General features: G+C 54.3%; 13 protein-coding genes. 6 read left to right on the plus strand and 7 right to left on the minus strand.

Annotation, left to right across the window (positions count from 1 at the left end; genetic code table 11):
- Positions 1–97: 97 nt before the first annotated feature.
- From HRQ63_RS10120 to HRQ63_RS10135, 4 genes are all read right to left on the minus strand, one after another.
- Positions 98–340, minus strand: coding sequence for a hypothetical protein (locus tag HRQ63_RS10120; RefSeq protein ID WP_172242689.1), 243 nt, complete (start codon positions 338–340; stop codon positions 98–100).
- Between the two features lie 81 nt (positions 341–421).
- Positions 422–3,880: a S8 family serine peptidase gene (locus HRQ63_RS10125; RefSeq protein ID WP_172242692.1), complete on the minus strand. Its 3,459-nt coding sequence runs from the start codon at positions 3,878–3,880 to the stop codon at positions 422–424.
- Between the two features lie 621 nt (positions 3,881–4,501).
- Positions 4,502–6,799 carry a YcdB/YcdC domain-containing protein gene (locus tag HRQ63_RS10130; protein ID WP_172242695.1) on the minus strand — a complete coding sequence of 766 codons (2,298 nt, stop codon included), beginning with the start codon at positions 6,797–6,799 and terminating at the stop codon, positions 4,502–4,504.
- A gap of 307 nt (positions 6,800–7,106) precedes the next feature.
- The gene (locus HRQ63_RS10135) at positions 7,107–7,790 is read right to left on the minus strand and encodes a TIGR00266 family protein (protein ID WP_172242698.1); all 684 of its coding nucleotides are present in this window, start codon (positions 7,788–7,790) and stop codon (positions 7,107–7,109) included.
- 145 nt (positions 7,791–7,935) lie between these two features.
- Between HRQ63_RS10135 and HRQ63_RS10140 the strand changes: the two genes are divergently transcribed.
- The 3 genes from HRQ63_RS10140 to HRQ63_RS10150 all read left to right on the plus strand — a co-directional run bounded on the left by HRQ63_RS10140 (position 7,936) and on the right by HRQ63_RS10150 (position 9,895).
- Entirely contained in the window at positions 7,936–8,664 is a 729-nt protein-coding gene (locus HRQ63_RS10140; protein ID WP_172242701.1) for a peptidylprolyl isomerase, read from the plus strand.
- 1 nt (position 8,665) lies between these two features.
- On the plus strand, positions 8,666–8,932 hold the full coding sequence (locus tag HRQ63_RS10145) for a YkgJ family cysteine cluster protein (protein WP_037283813.1): 267 nt from the start codon (positions 8,666–8,668) through the stop codon (positions 8,930–8,932).
- A gap of 210 nt (positions 8,933–9,142) precedes the next feature.
- Positions 9,143–9,895 carry an LppM family (lipo)protein gene (locus HRQ63_RS10150; RefSeq protein WP_172242703.1) on the plus strand — a complete coding sequence of 251 codons (753 nt, stop codon included), beginning with the start codon at positions 9,143–9,145 and terminating at the stop codon, positions 9,893–9,895.
- Positions 9,896–10,092: 197 nt separating this feature from the next.
- Here HRQ63_RS10150 and HRQ63_RS10155 read toward each other — a convergent pair whose 3' ends face one another.
- Complete coding sequence (locus HRQ63_RS10155) at positions 10,093–10,809, minus strand: metallophosphoesterase family protein (protein ID WP_172242706.1); 717 nt, start codon at positions 10,807–10,809, stop codon at positions 10,093–10,095.
- Between the two features lie 292 nt (positions 10,810–11,101).
- On the opposite strand from HRQ63_RS10155, the gene HRQ63_RS10160 reads away from it, so the two are divergent.
- The 3 genes from HRQ63_RS10160 to HRQ63_RS10170 all read left to right on the plus strand — a co-directional run bounded on the left by HRQ63_RS10160 (position 11,102) and on the right by HRQ63_RS10170 (position 15,059).
- The gene (locus HRQ63_RS10160; RefSeq protein WP_172242709.1) at positions 11,102–12,136 is read left to right on the plus strand and encodes a LacI family DNA-binding transcriptional regulator; all 1,035 of its coding nucleotides are present in this window, start codon (positions 11,102–11,104) and stop codon (positions 12,134–12,136) included.
- Positions 12,137–12,322: 186 nt separating this feature from the next.
- Entirely contained in the window at positions 12,323–14,743 is a 2,421-nt protein-coding gene (yicI, locus tag HRQ63_RS10165) for an alpha-xylosidase (RefSeq protein WP_172242712.1), read from the plus strand.
- 169 nt (positions 14,744–14,912) lie between these two features.
- Positions 14,913–15,059, plus strand: coding sequence for a hypothetical protein (locus HRQ63_RS10170; RefSeq protein ID WP_172242715.1), 147 nt, complete (start codon positions 14,913–14,915; stop codon positions 15,057–15,059).
- A 168-nt stretch (positions 15,060–15,227) separates the two neighbouring features.
- Here the strand turns inward: HRQ63_RS10170 and HRQ63_RS10175 are convergent, their stop codons facing one another.
- Both HRQ63_RS10175 and HRQ63_RS10180 read right to left on the minus strand, forming a co-directional pair.
- The gene (locus tag HRQ63_RS10175; RefSeq protein WP_172242718.1) at positions 15,228–16,085 is read right to left on the minus strand and encodes a MurR/RpiR family transcriptional regulator; all 858 of its coding nucleotides are present in this window, start codon (positions 16,083–16,085) and stop codon (positions 15,228–15,230) included.
- Positions 16,086–16,180: 95 nt separating this feature from the next.
- A complete protein-coding gene (locus HRQ63_RS10180) occupies positions 16,181–16,894 on the minus strand; it encodes a hypothetical protein (RefSeq protein ID WP_172242721.1) in 714 nt (237 codons plus the stop codon).
- Between the last annotated feature and the right edge of the window lie 4 nt (positions 16,895–16,898).

The raw sequence follows: 16,898 nt of genomic DNA on the forward strand, positions 1-16,898 counted from the left end.
TCAAGGCCGCTTGAGAGGCAGCTTTGTTCGATTCGTAATAGATGCAATGCAAAGAACCGACCCTATGCTGCGCGGCTTAGAGTCGGTTTTTTGTATGTCACGATCGCTTCGCAAGTTCATGCCGTACGGCATCCAGCGTACGATTCGTCGTCGGCTGATCTTGCACGAAAAATACGCCTTCCGGAATCTTTCCGTTCTTTTCATGATCGAATTGCTCGAACGTCACTCCTTTTTTGCGCAAATATACCGACTGACCCTCGATTTGTTCCCAATCGATCCGCGGGAATGCCGAAGCCGGATCAAATCCTTTTCCTTCTATAATAAAATGAACGAAAAACAACTCGACTTCCTCACTCTCCGCACAAAAGAAAAGCGCCTTTACGGATAATCCCGTAAAGGCGCCCGAATCGTCGGCCGCCGCTTACTTCTTCGGCAGCAGCGTCACCGGTACAGTGAACGTCTCGTTGATCTTGGAATTTTTCTTGTAGGAAGCCGTAACCTCCAGGTTCACGACCGTCGGCTCATTCGGCAGGGCGCGCAATGCTCCCTTGCTGTTGATGAGGTTCGGATGGTCGCTGCCCGTGACTTGGAATTTGACTTCGCTTGTGGATTTCAATTCCAGCACGTTAGGTCCGATGCGCGTCGTGTTCACGACAGCGGCTTGCTTGTCGAATGCGGCAATCGCTTCGTCGACCAGCAGCTCTCTGCGATCCGCGATCCGGTAGCTGGAGTAAGCCAGGTATTGGATCTCGTCGACCACGTATCCGGCGTCATCCAATTGGGTAGCCAGAATTTCGAGCTGATACGTTCCCGGAGCGAGCTGGCCGACCTTGCCGGTATTCTCGTTCAGGTAATAATCATCCAGATCTTCGAACGTATAACGTCCCGGTTCAAGCAGCGCCAAGCTGCCGTTCGCGTCTTCGTTGTAAATCTGATCCAGCAGGCCGATATACTTGTCGTCGATGCCGTATACCGCGATCTGGATATAGTTCACGTCATCCGCCGACAGCGTGAAGGAGACATCGGTCGTATCGCGGTTGCCGTCGCCGTCAGGCGTAATAATGCGTTCCGACAGTTCGATATCCTGGATGCCGAAGCCGGTCGACGGTTTCTCGTCGCCGATATGCACCGCGAACGGCAGATGCAGATCGGGTCCGTTTGCCGATTTCAGCAGCACTTCGCCTTCGTACACGCCTTGAGCCGCATCGGATGCCGGATCAATCGCCAGTTCGAACGTTCCCGGCGCTCCCGCGGAAGCCGTAACCGTGTTTCCTGCTCCGAGCCCTGTCAGTTCGGCCGAAATCTTGCTCGTATCCGGCGTAGCGATCGGGTTCGTCGGATCGGAAGTTACGTCATCGTGCCATACGACGCTTGCCGAATAAGAAACAGGCGCTCCCGTCACGCTCTTCAATTGCAGTTCGCGGCTTACCTCTTCGCTGTCCGCGCCCAGTACGCCGAACGCTGTCGAGGAGGCATAGTTCGTCACCGGAACTTCAACCAAATCCGTGTTCAGAATCTTGATTTCTTCAATCGCTTGCAGCAGTGCAGGCGTATCCAGCGCATCCGCTACATAAGCGCGTCCCGCGCCTTGGGAATACACATCGTAAGGCGTTCCGTCTTCATCGGAAATGGTATCCGCCGTATTCGCCAGCGCCGCGCGAACATCGAACGGCGTCCACTCCGGATACTTTTGTTTCAGCAGCACGGCAAGTCCCGCGACATGCGGCGAAGCCATGCTTGTGCCGCTGGAACGAGCATAAGCTTCATCATAGCTGACGCCGCTGTCGAATTTGCCGTATTCCGGATAAGTCGACAACAGATTGACGCCCGGCGCTACCACGTCCGGCTTGATGCTCAGATCGTCGTCGCCGTTCGGGCCGCGCGAGCTGAAGCTTGCCATCCGGTCGCCTTCGACGACGGTCTTCGGATATTCGCTTCCGAATGTAATATCGAATTCAGGCGAACCCGATTCGACCAATTCGCGGGCCAACTTACGGCCCTCGACGCCGCTCATATCGAAGTAAGGCACGTAATCGAAGCTGTCTCCCAGGAATGCGACCGAACCGACCGGTTCATCGCGTCCCGGAATGGACTCGGACAGGTCCGCTTGATTCGGATTGCCGGCTAGCGTGTTGCCGTTGAAGATGACGATCGCTTTGGCGCCGTGCGCCGCAGCTCCGCGCACTTTGGCGTCGAACGTCAAGTTGCCGCGGGAAACCACTACCACTTTGCCTGTTACGTCGATGCCGTCGGCAGCCAACTTGTCATAGTCGGCATCGGTGCCGAGATTTGCGTAGACCGCATCATTCGGCTCCGTGCCGAGCAGCGACGCGAAGTCTTCCTGACCGAGTTTCCAAGCCAGAATGTCTTGCGTGTACGGACCGTATTCGCTGCCGTATACCGCTTGTGATACCGTATCGGCAGCAGGCTCTTGCGCTGCAGCCGGAGCCGGTTCTTCCGCGGCCGGAGCTTCGACGGCCGCGTCCTCTGCCGCCGATTCATCAGCCGCAGGTTGTTCGGATGCCGGAGCCGCTGCTTCTTCCGCGTTCTCTGCGTCTGCCGCCGGAGCTTCCGGTTCTACCGCTTCTTCCGGAGCCGGTACGGTATCCGGCGTTTCTTCCACAGGCGTCTCTTCCGCCAGCGCTTCGCCGACCGAAGCCGAGAACGTGCCCGTGTAGTGGCTGCTCTCGCTTGTCGTGGCACCGACCGAGATCGCCAATTGCGACGAGGCCGGGGAACCCATCGAATAATAGTAAGGACCCGAGTCGGCCGCATTGCCGTTGGCAATGACCGCCGTGACGCCGGATAATACCGCATTGTTGATCGCCACCGCATCCGGAGAGTTCGGATCTTTGTTCGAATCCGAGCCCAACGACAAGTTGATGACGTCCATGCCGTCTTTTACCGCGTGCTCGATGCCGTCAATGACCTGGGCGGACGAACCGGAAGCGCGTCCCGTCTCGATATTGCGGCCGAGCACCTTGTACACGTACAGATCGGCTTCGTACGCGACGCCTTTTTGCACGAGTTCCGACGTCGAGTTCGTTCCGCGTCCGACGATCGTGCCGGAGACGTGCGTACCGTGGCTCGTTCCGGCGTAAGACGTGCCGTTGATTTCGACCGGCGGCTCTTCGTACGGATCGTTATCCTGCTCGAAGGAGTCGTAACCGCCTTTGTAGGCGTCTTTCAGATCCGGGTGCAGATAATCGACGCCGGTATCGATGACGCCGACCTTCAATCCTTTTCCGGTAAATCCGTCCGCCCATGCTTCATCCACGCCCATCTGTTTCAGCGGCTGAATCTCGAAATTATCCCCTGCGGAGGCTTCCGTCTCGTCGATCGGAATTTCGTAATACGTCTGGTTCTCGTCGATCGCGACCACGTTCGGAATCGATGCCAGCGTCAACAGATCTTTCGACGACACCGTCACCTCAAGTGCGTTCAGGACCGTATTATATTGATAGTTGACCTTCACGTTGATGCCCAGCGCCGCGGCTTGACTCAGGAAGTCGGCTTGCTCGCTGTCGACCAACTGCTCCGTCGTGGTTGCGGAAAAGCTTCGCAATCCGGCTTCGCTGGCGGAGGATTCCGCAGCAGCTACCGGTTCCCGGCTGAGCTGCACGATCGCACGCACGGTATGTAGGGACTTGGTGTCCAGTTTAGGCGAAATGATGGAAGCCGGGTCCCGGCCTTTGAGGGAAAACGTGCTGATCGCGCCATCCGCGGCCCCGCTATTGATCGAATCTTTGGATAGATTGAACGGAACGAGCCCGCTCGGCGATTGCGCGGAGGCTGCGGTCGGGAGTGCTGCACCCAAAACCAAAGCCAGACTTAGCGATACTCCAGACAGTTTACGGAACAGATGCTGCTCTTTTTTCAATGCAACTTCCCCTCTCTTATTCGTGAAATATAATCGCGTTCGTGGAGCTTAAGCACACTTCCTGTCAGCTATGTTTACAGGTCATCCAATAATACGTTTTAAAACGGTCCTCCTTCCTTCCCTCGTCAAAAAGCTTGCCACCTATGCTAGCATCAGCCAAAAGAGTTGACCACCTGTAAATTTTTAAGGAAAAGTGTTTCAAATGTTCCAATCGACAAAAATTGTCGAAAATTTAAAGTGTTTTTATCCTTTTTCTTGAACTGAATTCCTTTTACAGTAAGCAAAAGTCTCACTCGTGTTATGCATCTGTCAGATTCAAACAAACTTGAATAAGACTTTTGGTTGCTATTGCTCTCTTGCTTATGAGTAAAAGGACTTAAAGTTTCGACAATGTGCAACCTTTTGGAATTTAGATATAACCAAACCCTGTACATTTTGCTTTACATAAGGCTCAAAATTTCGTTTTTGGAATTTGATTGTGTTTTATTTCGCAGTTTTTTAGTCGGAATTAATTCTTTTTCCGTATAATGCTTGATTGACTGCGGATGACATAGCAAAAAGCACGGCATCCGAGAAAGATGCCGTGCTCAAGCGTCAAGCAGTCGAGAAAGTCTTCTTGCTTTACCACGAATTCCAATTCATGAACGTATCGGTCTTCCCCTGCAAGTCCGCAAGCTTCGTTAATACGACCGCAGCGTCCGCTTTAGTGACGGTTTCTTGAGGCAGGAAATAGCCGTCGACTGCCGGCAGCAGACCGAGCTTGATCGCCAGCGCGGCGTCGCCTTTGTGCGAGATGCCGGCAGCATCCGCGATTCCCGGCAGATCGACCGTCGAATTGTAATAGGAGGCCAGCTTATCGTAATTCAATACCCCCATCAGGACATGCGCCATCTCGTCGCGAGTCAGCAGCGTATCCGGCAGGAAGTCGGCCGACTTGTCGGGTTTCAGCCAATTTTGACTTACGAGGAAGCCGATCGCCGCCTGATAAGGGCTATCCGCGCTTACATCCCGGAACAAAGACATCCCTGCATAAGCATTGTAGGTTGAGTAATCCGGCTGCATCGCGCGTGCTAACATATCGGCCCATTCTCCGCGCGTCAACCGGGCGTCCGGATTCACTTTACCCGACTCGTCCGCCACAAGCACGGCATGATCCAACATCTCTTGCAATGCGGCCTGATGTTCATGTCCCGAAATATCCGTCGTCGCAGCAGACGGACGCTGCGGCGAGTTTGCCCCGTATAGAGTCTTCCATGTTCCATCGGAAGCATCCAATACGTTAAAGCCGTTTAATTGACCGCCTGTTTTGAGCATCGGCAGATACGTTAATCCAATCTCCGACTCGCCCTTTTCGGACTCGTCCGTTGATTGGCGGTCAAAACGACTATAGTACAATTCCGGCGTTACGGCTTCCAGGAACTTCGCTTCGGCTTCGGCAGCCGTAAGCTTGACCGTATTGGCCGAAGGGAATCGGCCCGTCATCGAAACGGAAGGTTCGCTCGTATTGAATTCGGTCAGCATGCCTTCGTTATCGATCGTAACGCTAGCCGTGTCTCCCATGACCGGAATATCCGATTCATACCGCAAGAACGTATACGTCAGGTTCCAATCTCCTTCTTTCGGCGCGGAGATCAATCTCCACTCGCCTGCATTCGCAAGCAACTTGGAGGCCCAAGCTACAGCCCGCGATTGATCCGCTTCCGTCGGCTTCACGGGTTCTCCCGTCGGCGCATCCTGTTCGTATAAATAGTAATTGTACACTTGACCCGTCTGGGCATTCAGCTGCACGTTGATATTTCCGAGATTGCCTTTGACCGTACGGTTCAAATCCAGTACCCAAACTTTAGTGTTCTTCTGCGGATAGTCCTGCGTATACGTCTGCTGTCCCGTCAGCTTGTAACCGGAAGGAATCAAGTCCAGTTTTTTCAACTGAAGCTGTGCCGCCTCTTCCGTACGAAGAGCAGCCGGCGCCGGAGAATTCCCAACCTTGAGCGCGATCCCTTCCCGGGCAATCGATTCGGTATAAGGCAGGCCGGTCAGCGAATTAAGCAGCTTGCCGCTATTCGCGTCGATCGGTGCTAACGAGGCATCGTAAGGGACGTAACCGAGGTAATAGCCGGATGAAGGCGCGCCCCAGCCGTTAATAGGCAGATAGGCCAGGTGCAGCGCAAACTCCGACTCGAAGATTTGCTTGGCTCGGGTCGCGGATAGCTTCGGCGTTGCCGACGGGTAAGGGAGCCGATTGATGCTTCGCGTATATCCGGTCACATCGCCGCTTTGACCCAACGACAGAAAGACCGTTTCGTTTTGCGACGGGACGCCGTTTACTTTGATTCGGAAGGAGAATGAATAACTCGGGCTGCCGAAAAGCGGAGTAACGGACGCGCCCTCATGATAGGCATAGGAAAGGTCTTCTTTGACAAAATCAGAAGCTTTTTGCTCCGGCATCGCCCGCAGCAAGAACGCAATCGCCTGCTCTGACGCCTGGTCTGCGGTCAATTCGCGATCCGATTGTCCGGGAGCCGGCGTTGGCAGATAGGCATCCGTCACGATTCCGCTCACGGCATCAACCGACACCGACGCATTCGCGTTTTCCCGGTCGGATCCTACATATGTAAGTCTCCATGCCTTGATCGGGCTGCTGTCCGCCTCGTAATAGGCGCTGTAATCCGCAGCGGTCACTTGAGCCGACGCGAGCGTCGGGAACAATTTCTGTACGGCCGCTGCCGCTTCGGCCGACGAGACTTTCGCGCCGTCAGGCACGGCCCGAGTCAACGCTGACGTCGTAAAGTTCATCGATTCGCCGGTTTCCGCCGCCGCTGCTTGAGTAGCAAGGACGGGCGAACACAACATGGCCGCTGCCAATACGGCAGCCGCCGTTTTTCTCGAAGCGGGGAATTCCCGTTTGATGGTCTTCATGATCGATTCTCCTCTCGAAGATGGTTGTTAAGGAATGTCGAGTTCTCAAATAGCCGGTTTCCCGGCCTCGCCATCATCTTATCACCGGACATGCCAAGAGAAGTTACGTATCGGATACGAAAATATGACAAAATAAGGGCATGGCCAATCCGGAGGATCAAACTATGCGCAAGCAAAAACGGCGCCGATTCAAGTTAAGTCGAATCGAACGCCCAAGCCTTCTTTTTCAATTCATGCAAGATCGTCAGCTTTCGCTTATGTAGGCTTCTGACGAACAACGACTCGTACCTTGTCAACGTCAGATATACTAGCTGCGTCCGCCCGGAATATAAGGTCTGATCCATTCGCCGAACGATTTCGGACTGCGAGTCTGGATCAACACGACGCCTTCGCCGCGGAAGCGACAGACCAGACCCTCGCCGCTCGTAAAGCTGGATACCCAACCTTTGGACGCTTTTTCGATCTCGTAACGCATGTAATCCGGCCAAGCGACCAGATGCCCGTTATCGACGACGACTTCTTGCCCCGCTTGCAGATTAATGGCGTGGATGCCTCCGTACGAAGACAGGAACACCGTACCTTTGCCGCTGATTTCGACGATGAAAAAGCCTTCGCCCGACATCAATCCCCGGCTCAAATTCTGCATTTTGGTATTGACTTGAATACCGGCGGTCCCCGCCAAAAATCCGTCCTTTTGTACAAGCAGACTATACGAACCGTCAAGCTCCACCGCTTCGATCGCGCCCGGGCTTGATGGAGCCAATGTGGCTTCGCCGTTACGTCCCATTGCCAACAACTCCTGGAAGAAAAACGACTCTCCGCTGAGCATCCGTCCCAAGCCGCGCATGATGCCGCCTTCCGTCGTGCCTTTCAACTCGATATTCGGCGACATCGATACCATCGCGCCGGACTCGGCCTTGATACTTTCGCCACTATCAAGCTGTACCTGAAGCAGCGGAAAAGCACCTTGATACAAAATTTGATATTGCATGTCTGATTGCCCCCTCTCCCCTCCATCTTAATGAGATTTTACCTACTGCGCAATGGAGTTCGTACAAGGCTGTGCTATAATCAGATGCAGCGATACGCAAAAAGGCGAAAGATCGCCGACAATTACAATCAAGGGGGCAACATCCATGCACAAACACGGGAGAACCGGACGCAAATCCGCGCTGGTCGTACTCCTGATGCTGACCCTGCTTCTGCTGGCCGCTTGCGGCACCCGGACACCTCAGCAGCAAGCCGACCCGGCAACAGAAACGACCCAAACACCAACCCGGACCGAAGAAGGTTCGACAAGTACCACCCCGGCAACCTCCGGCACTTCTGCCGACGGCACGCAAAATCCGGTTGTGACGATCGAAATGGACAACGGAGGCTTGATCAAGTTGGAGCTGTATCCGGACGTCGCGCCGAATACCGTCAATAATTTCATCGCGCTGGTCAAATCCGGTTTTTATGACGGAGTAGGTTTCCACCGCATCATTCCGGGCTTCGTCATTCAAGGCGGCGATCCGGACGGCACCGGAGGCGGCGGGCCGGGTTACGCGATCAAAGGGGAATTCACGTCGAACGGCTTCACCAACGACCTGAAACACACCGAAGGCATACTGTCGATGGCGCGGACATCCGAACCGGATTCGGGCGGCTCGCAATTCTTCATCATGCTGGCCGAACAACCGAGTCTCGACGAGCAATACGCGGCATTCGGCAAAGTGATCGAAGGGATGGACGTCGTTAACGCCATCGCGGCACTGCCGACGGACGGCGCCGATAAACCGACCTCTTCGGAAGGAGCGACTATGAAGACGGTAACGGTGGACACCTTCGGCAAAGAGTATCCGGAGCCGGAGAAAATCCAGTAACATGAGCACCGATTTCGAATGTCGCGAAAGCTGCGGAGCCTGCTGCACGGCCGTCTCGATCGCTTCGCCGATTCCCGGCATGCCGAACGGCAAGCCCGCCGGCGTGCCTTGCGTGCAGCTCAATGAGAAAAAACGCTGCAAGCTGTTCGGAAGTCCCGAACGCCCGGCGGTCTGCGGCGGCCTGCCGCCTTCGCTTGAAATGTGCGGAACGTCTACCGAGGAGGCTTTTGCTTACCTTGAATGGCTGGAACGCGAAACGACGCCTTAGTTCAACTCCGTCATTGCTGTGAAAACCGTCCGTTACCGGGCGGTTTTTCTTTTGGAAAAGCAGGGATATTCGAGGGTAAATCTGCTTCGAACCGAATCTTCGTTTCCCGCTCCGAATTGTGTCCAGGTTTTGTAGGGGTGTGAACTATTTCGCGAAATCGGGTATAGTTAGAACGTGAATTCGGATGAGGAAAAGGAAGTGGCGAGTTTGATGAATCAATCGAAGCAGTCTGCAAGAAAAATTCGTGTTCGTTGGCCGATGCTGCTTCTGCCTTTGGCATTGGGAATTTTGTTGAGCGCGTGCGCGCAAGGAGAAATTGACGTGACGGTCAAGACGGACGGCACTGCTGATATTAAAATGAACGCGACGATCGATGACTCTGCATTGAACACGCTGGGACAAGGGGATTTGCCGGAGAAGATTGCTGCAAGTTTGCGGGAACAAGGTTTGGAGGCTCAGGCGATTCGGCAAGACGGGCAATCCGGCATCAGTGCTTCGCGAACGGTAGAGTTTGACGGCGGGCCTCTTCCCGAGATGCCGGACGGGATTACGGTTGAAGATCGCAAGGAAGAGAAATTGTTTTCCACGACCCATCATTTCGTAATCGTAGCCGATCCGCCGGAGTTGATTCCGCGCGAATCTTCGTCGCTCACGGGATTTCTCGGATCGAAGCTGTTGGGAAGATTTGTTGAAAACGAATTCGATTTCCGTTTTAAACTGACATTGCCGATCAAGCCTGGCGAGAACAATGCGGATATCGTGTCGGATAACGGACGTACGTTGACTTGGAACCTTGCGGCTACCCGCGAGAATCGGATTGAGCTTACGCTGGATGTACCGAATGTTCGACGGATTATTTATGCGGCATCTGCGGGGTTGATTTTGGTAATCGGGGGAATCGTGTTCTGGCTGGTGCGTCGTAAACGGAAAAAGAAAGAATGGCCTTCCGCTCCGACTTCTTGAGCTGGGATGTTCACTTGTTCATGAGTGGGAATTTTCAAGTTCAGAACGGAAAAGAAACAGGGACCATTGTCAGTAGACAAACCGTCCCTGTTTCTTTTTTGCAATCAGAAGTCGGCAAAGTCGTACTCTATCTGTTCCGTTAAAAATCAAAAAGATGCAAAAAAGGGGCTCTAAAGGATATGCGTTCCGTTACCGTTTTAAGATAGGCTTCTCCGCCACGTCCGCCGCGTCATCTCCCGGCTGCCGCAGTTATACACCGCATACTCCCCGCCCGTCAGATCTACGAGCGCAAGTCCGCGCGACTCCGCGATCGCATACGTATGCGATCCCAGGTCACAGTTCAACCTCGCCCCGTCGAAGCAAATGAATTCGCACGGCGTATGGCCATGCACGACGGTCTTCCCGCCCGTCGCGTTCAGCACATCTTCGACTCCGTACGCATAAAACTCGTTTTCCGACATCCATAAAATATCCCGGCTTTGCGTATACAGCGGCTGATCCGGTACGAATCCCGCGTGAACATACACATATTCTTCATCTTCCGCCACCATCGGCAGCGTCAGCAGCCAATCCAGATTCTCGCGGCTCTCCGCGTCGTCCGCAAAAGTATGCTCGAAGCTTTTCAAAGCCTCCGCTCCGCCATGGATCAGCCACATATCCGATTGATTCTGCCGGTACCAGCGCAGCATCTCCTCATGATTCCCGGTCAATACCACCACGTTATCCGGGTGCATCCGCTGAAGCGTGCGCAGATAACGAATGACCAGCGCACTGTCCGGTCCTCGATCGATCAGATCGCCGCCCACGACAAGCTGATCCGTGAAGGCGTCATAATCCATTTCCCGCAGCAGCTCGATCAGCCCTTGATATTCGCCGTGAATGTCCGTAATAAATAACTTTCTGCCTTCGTTCATCGCTTTCCCCTTTCCAGAAACCGCTAAAGAACCGCTACCCCTTTATTCTCATTTTACCGTGACTAAGCAGACGCGTCCAAGCCCCGAATCTTCCTATAAAAGCACGTCCGATAACGACCCCATTAAGCGATCCCCGAAATGATGTACTTCCATCAAAATTCAAACGAACAAGCCATCATTTCGATTGACAGCTTTCACTGCGTAGTCTATCATCTTCACCAACCGATACATGGATTTCGTTCCCTCTCTATTGCCGATTCCGGCCAATTTTACATGCAAAGGACTCGATGCCATGAAACCGAAGAAACGCTTAACCGTCAAAGAAATCGCCGAAGAAGTCGGACTCTCCGTCGCTACCGTGGATCGCGTGCTCAACAATCGGGGAAACGTCAAGCCGAAGACCGCGGAACTTGTCATGAACAAGGTTCGCGAGATGGAGTACACCCCCAACCTCTCCGCGAGCTTTCTATCGAAGGGCCGCAGCATTTCTTTAGCCGTCGCCTATCCGGAACTGCCGGCATATTTCTGGAATCAAGTGGAGACGGGCATCGATGCAGCGGTAAGCGAATTTCGCGATTTCGGTCTTCAGGTCCACACGATTCGCTCCAAAGACTATGATCTCACGGATCAAAAAAAGACGATGCTCCAACTTGTCGATTCCGGCGAATACGATGCCATTGCGATATCTCCCAATGATCCGCAAGAAATGACCGACGTAATCGATCATGCGGTAAGCCGCAATCTGACCGTGGGCACCTTCAATAGTGATTCCCCGCTTAGTTCACGCATGTTCTATGTCGGCTGCGATTATCGGGTGGCTGGCCGTCTCGCCGCGGATACGCTTTGCAGACTTGCCGGACGCCGCGGTCGGATCGGTCTGATCATGTCCTACACCAACTTTCAGATGCAGCAAAAGGTGACCGGATTCCGCGAGGTGATCGGCAGCTACCCGGAAATCCGACTGCGCGCGCCGCTGAAAGTCGATCAGGAGGAATACACGTCGTTCGAGACGTTTGCCGAATATTTCGAAGGATTGGACGGCGTTTATGTGGCAAGCGCCAAGCTGCACATTATTGCGCAGCATTTGGAAACGGCAGGACTTGCGGGCAGCGTCGCTTTGATCGGGCATGACATGAACGAAGAGATTTACGACGGTCTTCAACGCGACATCGTCACCGCCACGATTTGCCAAGACCCTTTTAACCAAGGCTATCTGATCGTAAAGTCGCTGTTCGAGTATCTATCTTCAAGAAAGCTGCCTGATACACGCGAAAACATCACGAAATTAGAACTGGTTACCAAGGAAAACGCACGCTACTACATCTGAACGCTCACCCAGGCCAGCCAAAACCCTCTCTTGGAGTTCCGTACCCGACGGACACTCCTCCTTTTTAGAAAAAATGATGTACGTACGTCATTTTGATAAACAGTCTCTCTTTTACTTATTTGAAGCAGCACGGGCAGTCCGTTTTTATTTTTCTCTACTATTATATATAGGATGGTGTATAGCCCGATGAAGTTCACCGACGGTTACTGGCATGTCCGCCCGGGCATGACGCTTAACATCGCTACAGAAGTTCGTGATTTGCACGCCCATGAGGAAGACATCGAAGTTTTTGCCGCCTCCAAAAAGATCGTCTCCCGCGGCGATACGCTCAACAATGCCATTCTCACTTTCCGCTATTCCTCTCCTCTCCCCGATGTAATCTGCGTGGAGTCTGTGCATCACGAAGGCAAGCGGGTACTCGGTCCTCATTTTGAAAAAGCAACCGATCCGACGACTCAAGTCCGCATTGCAGAAAATGAGTCTTTTGCAACCTTAACTAGCGGCAATTTAAGCGTGCGCATCGATAAAAATAACGGCTGGAGCACGCATTTCGACTACAAAGGCAAACGACTGACCGGAAGCGGGTACAAAGGTCCTGCGCATGTTCGGACTCCCGACGGCGACGTCTACATGCGCGACCAGCTTGATCTCGGCGTCGGCGAACGGATTTACGGCCTGGGCGAACGCTTCACGCCTTTCGTGAAAAACGGACAGGTCGTCGATCTCTGGAACGAAGACGGCGGGACGTGCAGCGAGCAGGCGTACAAAAACGTCCCTTTTTACCTATCCAGCTTCGGCTACGGAGTCTTTGTCGATCATCCGGAAAAAGTCTCGTACGAGGTCGGTTCGGAACAGGTGGAAAAGGTACAGTTCAGCGTGCCGGGCGAGCGGCTGCGTTACTATATCGTCGGCGGCGAAACGCTGAAGGACGTACTGAAAAACTATACCGCGCTCACCGGACGCTCCGCGCTGCCTCCGGCCTGGTCGTACGGACTGTGGCTCAGCACTTCGTTTACCACCTCTTATGACGAGCAAACAGTAAACAGCTTCGTGGACGGCATGTTCGAACGCGGCATTCCGGTGCACGTGTTCCACTTCGACTGCTTCTGGATGAAGGAATTCCAATGGTGCGATTTCCGTTGGGACGAGTCGCAGTTCCCGGACCCGCAAGGCATGCTGGATCGGCTCAAAGCCAAAGGACTGAACATCTGCGTTTGGATCAATTCGTATATCGGACAAAAGTCTTACCTGTTCCGGGAAGGCATGGAGCACGGGTATCTGGTCAAAACGCCTGATGGAGACGTATGGCAGTGGGACCGTTGGCAGGGCGGCATGGGGCTGGTGGACTTCACGAACCCCGATGCGGCGGAATGGTTCAAGTCCAAGCTTCGTCCGCTGATCCGCATGGGCGTCGATTGCTTCAAAACCGACTTCGGCGAGCGGATTCCGACGACGGGCGTGGTGTATCACGACGGTTCGGACCCGGTCAAGATGCACAATTATTACACGTTCTTGTACAACAAAGCCGTGTTCGAAGTGCTGGAAGAAATCAAAGGCCCGGACCAGGCGTTGGTGTTCGCACGCTCCTCGACAACGGGAGGCCAGCAGTTCCCGGTACACTGGGGCGGCGACTGCACGGCGTCTTACGTCTCGATGGCCGAAAGTTTGCGGGGCGGGTTGTCGCTGGGGCTGTGCGGATTCGGATTTTGGAGTCACGATATCGGAGGGTTTGAAAACACGGCTTCGCCGGACATCTATAAGCGCTGGAGCGCATTCGGCCTGCTCTCTTCGCATAGTCGCCTGCACGGCAGCCAGTCGTACCGCGTGCCGTGGTTGTTCGACGACGAGGCGAGCGACGTGCTGCGGCATTTTACCCGGCTCAAAATGCGGCTGATGCCGTATCTGTTCGCCGCTTCGATCGAGGCTGTCCAAGGCGGACTGCCCATGATGCGGGCGATGCTGCTGGAATTCGGCGAAGATCCGGCGGTCGAGGAACTGGATCGCCAGTATATGCTCGGCGGATCGCTTCTGGTTGCGCCGATCTTCAACGAACGCGGCGAAGGTCTGTATTATTTACCGGAAGGACGCTGGACGCATCTGCTTACCGGCGAAGAGGTATTTGGAGGTCGCTGGCGGCGCGAGCAATACGACTACTTCGGACTGCCTCTGTTCGTGCGTCCGAATACGCTGCTTGCCCTCGGCAGCGAAGAATCGCGTCCGGATTACGATTATCTCGACGGTGCGCAGCTGCACTTGTTCGCGCTGGAAGACGGATGCGAAGCAGCCGCGACGATCTACCAAGAGGCCGGCGACGGCAAAGCCGAACATAAGACGGCGGATTTCGACGAACTCGTCCGGACCGGCGCGAAGCGTACGCCGGAACTGACCGTGTCGGCAAGACGCGAAGGGCGTCGGTTGATCGTAAACGCCGAAGCGGCACGGCCGCGCGAAAGCGTCGGGTCGCGCAGGCCTTGGGAATTGATTTTGCGCGGAATCGACGGGATCGAATCGGTCGAAGGGGCCGAATACGTTCCCGGCGAGCACGGCATTCGGATCACGCCTTCGTCCGATGACGGAATATTCAAAGTGCTGCTGCACGAAGTTTAGAAATTCGGAGGATGCGGAGCAAACAGAAGACGAACTCACGGCAGCATGAATTCGTCCTCTGTTTGTTTGAAGAGAAGGAAATCATAGCTTTATGCATAAACCTGTTTTAAAATAGACACAATTGAAGGTTTTTTCATGCTGCGTCCTTCCCTAAGAAAGGAGAACCCTGATGCCGAACCGCAACAAAAATAAATGGATGGTCGTTCTGGCTGCCGGACTGCTGCTGATCAGCGCATGGTCGTGGAGCAATGAAGCCGCTTCGCTGGCCGTCCAAGTCCCTTCTTCGCCGTCTTCCGTTTTGACGTTCAACGATTGAGCGCAAGATCGGGCAAATCTGCCGCAGCCTTTTCTTCCTTTACATAACCCGCCTTCCGGCTGCGCCGTTTTTCTCGGAGATCTTATCCCTTATTGCGCGAGCCGCAAAAAAAGACCCCGCAGCGTCATGGGGTCTAAACGGCCGAGCCTGGTAGATGGTCTCGAATATTCAGTAATAATCGCTCAAGCGCGGGCGATTGGAGATCAGCCCTTCGCTATCCAGTTTCTTTTTCAAATAAGTCTTGTCCGAAGAAATCAACAAGCTCATCACGGCGTCCACCACGAACAAAAACGTGATATGGTTGGACATCATGGCGCTGCTGCTTACCGATTTTTTATCCGGCACGATCAGGTTGATCGCCGCCGATTCGGTTACGGGCGAGGAGTGGTAACAGGTAATCGCCGCAGTCTGTGCGTGATTGGCTCGCGCCGTAGCGATGGACTCCACGATTTCTTCCGTCGTTCCCGAACGGGTAAAAGCGATCACTGCGTCTTCTTCCGTGCACTGCGAAGCGACGATCTTCATCGCCCGGCTGTCGTTGACCGCCTCGGCATGGATGCCGAGCAGCAGCAGGCGGTTTTTTAGCGCCGTCGCGGCCAGAAACGAATCGAATATGCCGAACAAATGGACGCGACGGGCATTCTTGAGCAGATCGGCCAAACGGCGGAGCTCCTGTTCGTCCACCATCGCTGCCGTACTGACGATCAACTCGTTGTAATCCAGCGCCAGGCCGTCGACGAGCGTCACTTCCCGACGTTCTTTTTTTCGCGTCTGCATTTCCCGGTAAAACGAATCTTGGGCAACCGCGATTTTGAAATCGTTGAACCCTTTGAACCCTATTTTTTTGCAAAAGCGGTTGATGCTCGTTTCGGATACTCCGATTTCGTTTGCCAGCGCGGTGATCGTATGCCGGGTAATGAAGTCGGCGTGTTCGATAACGAAGTTGGCGATCTGGTTCTCGCCGTAAGTGAATTTTTGCTGTAGCGATACGATTTTCGCGATGACAGCCGGTACTTCCTGAGCCATGTTTTGTCCTCCTGCACAGCGCGAAGCGCCCGCTGCTTCCCTTGTCCGTAACGGACAGGGCGCGAATCGCGCTTGCGACATCAACGATTGCCCCATTATACCATATGCCGACGTTCGACGCCCAAAGCCTCCCTGCATTTTTCCATTTCCCGCTCGAACGTTCGCCATTCCCATTCGCCCTGCCGAAGAAGATACAAATAATCGAGCAGATTCGGCATATGCGGCAAATCGAGCAGGCTTTGCGCGAAAGCATGGGCCGCTACCTCTCCGCTTTGACGAACAGACGCTTTCAGGCTAAACGGGCCCCAGCGAAGCTTCTCGACGGATTCGAGCCGATCCGCCGTGAACCGGCCGCTTCGATATTCGAGCCAATGGTAATATTCGTGTGCCAGATGAATATCTTCCGCCGTCCCGGGCTTCAGCGTGCCGAATGCTTCCGGGTACGCCGAAGCGGCTTCCGCCAACTGGTTCATGGAATCGCGGTACACGCGGATGCGGGGTACCGTTCCCGTCCAGTCGATCTGGGCACGAAGAACCGTCCCGAACATGCTGCCCGACGATTCGTCCGTCTCGACCGAAATGCCTTCTTGTTCCAGCCAGTACCGGATCGGACGATGTTTTTTTTCGGCCGCTTCGCTTTTTCCGAACGTGAGCGACCGATCCACGTACTCGCGCACGCGATCTTTCGGAATCCGGCGAAATAACGGATCCCGCTTAAGTTCCATCAGACCGAGAATCGAATCGGAGCAGCCGCCGTCGCCGAGCTGCCGCCAAAACGCGCTTTCGTCTTCATCATGGCTGCTTTTCATCCTC

Source organism: Saccharibacillus endophyticus (assembly GCF_013185185.1).
In the GTDB taxonomy this organism is placed as follows: Bacteria; Bacillota; Bacilli; order Paenibacillales; family Paenibacillaceae; genus Saccharibacillus; species Saccharibacillus endophyticus.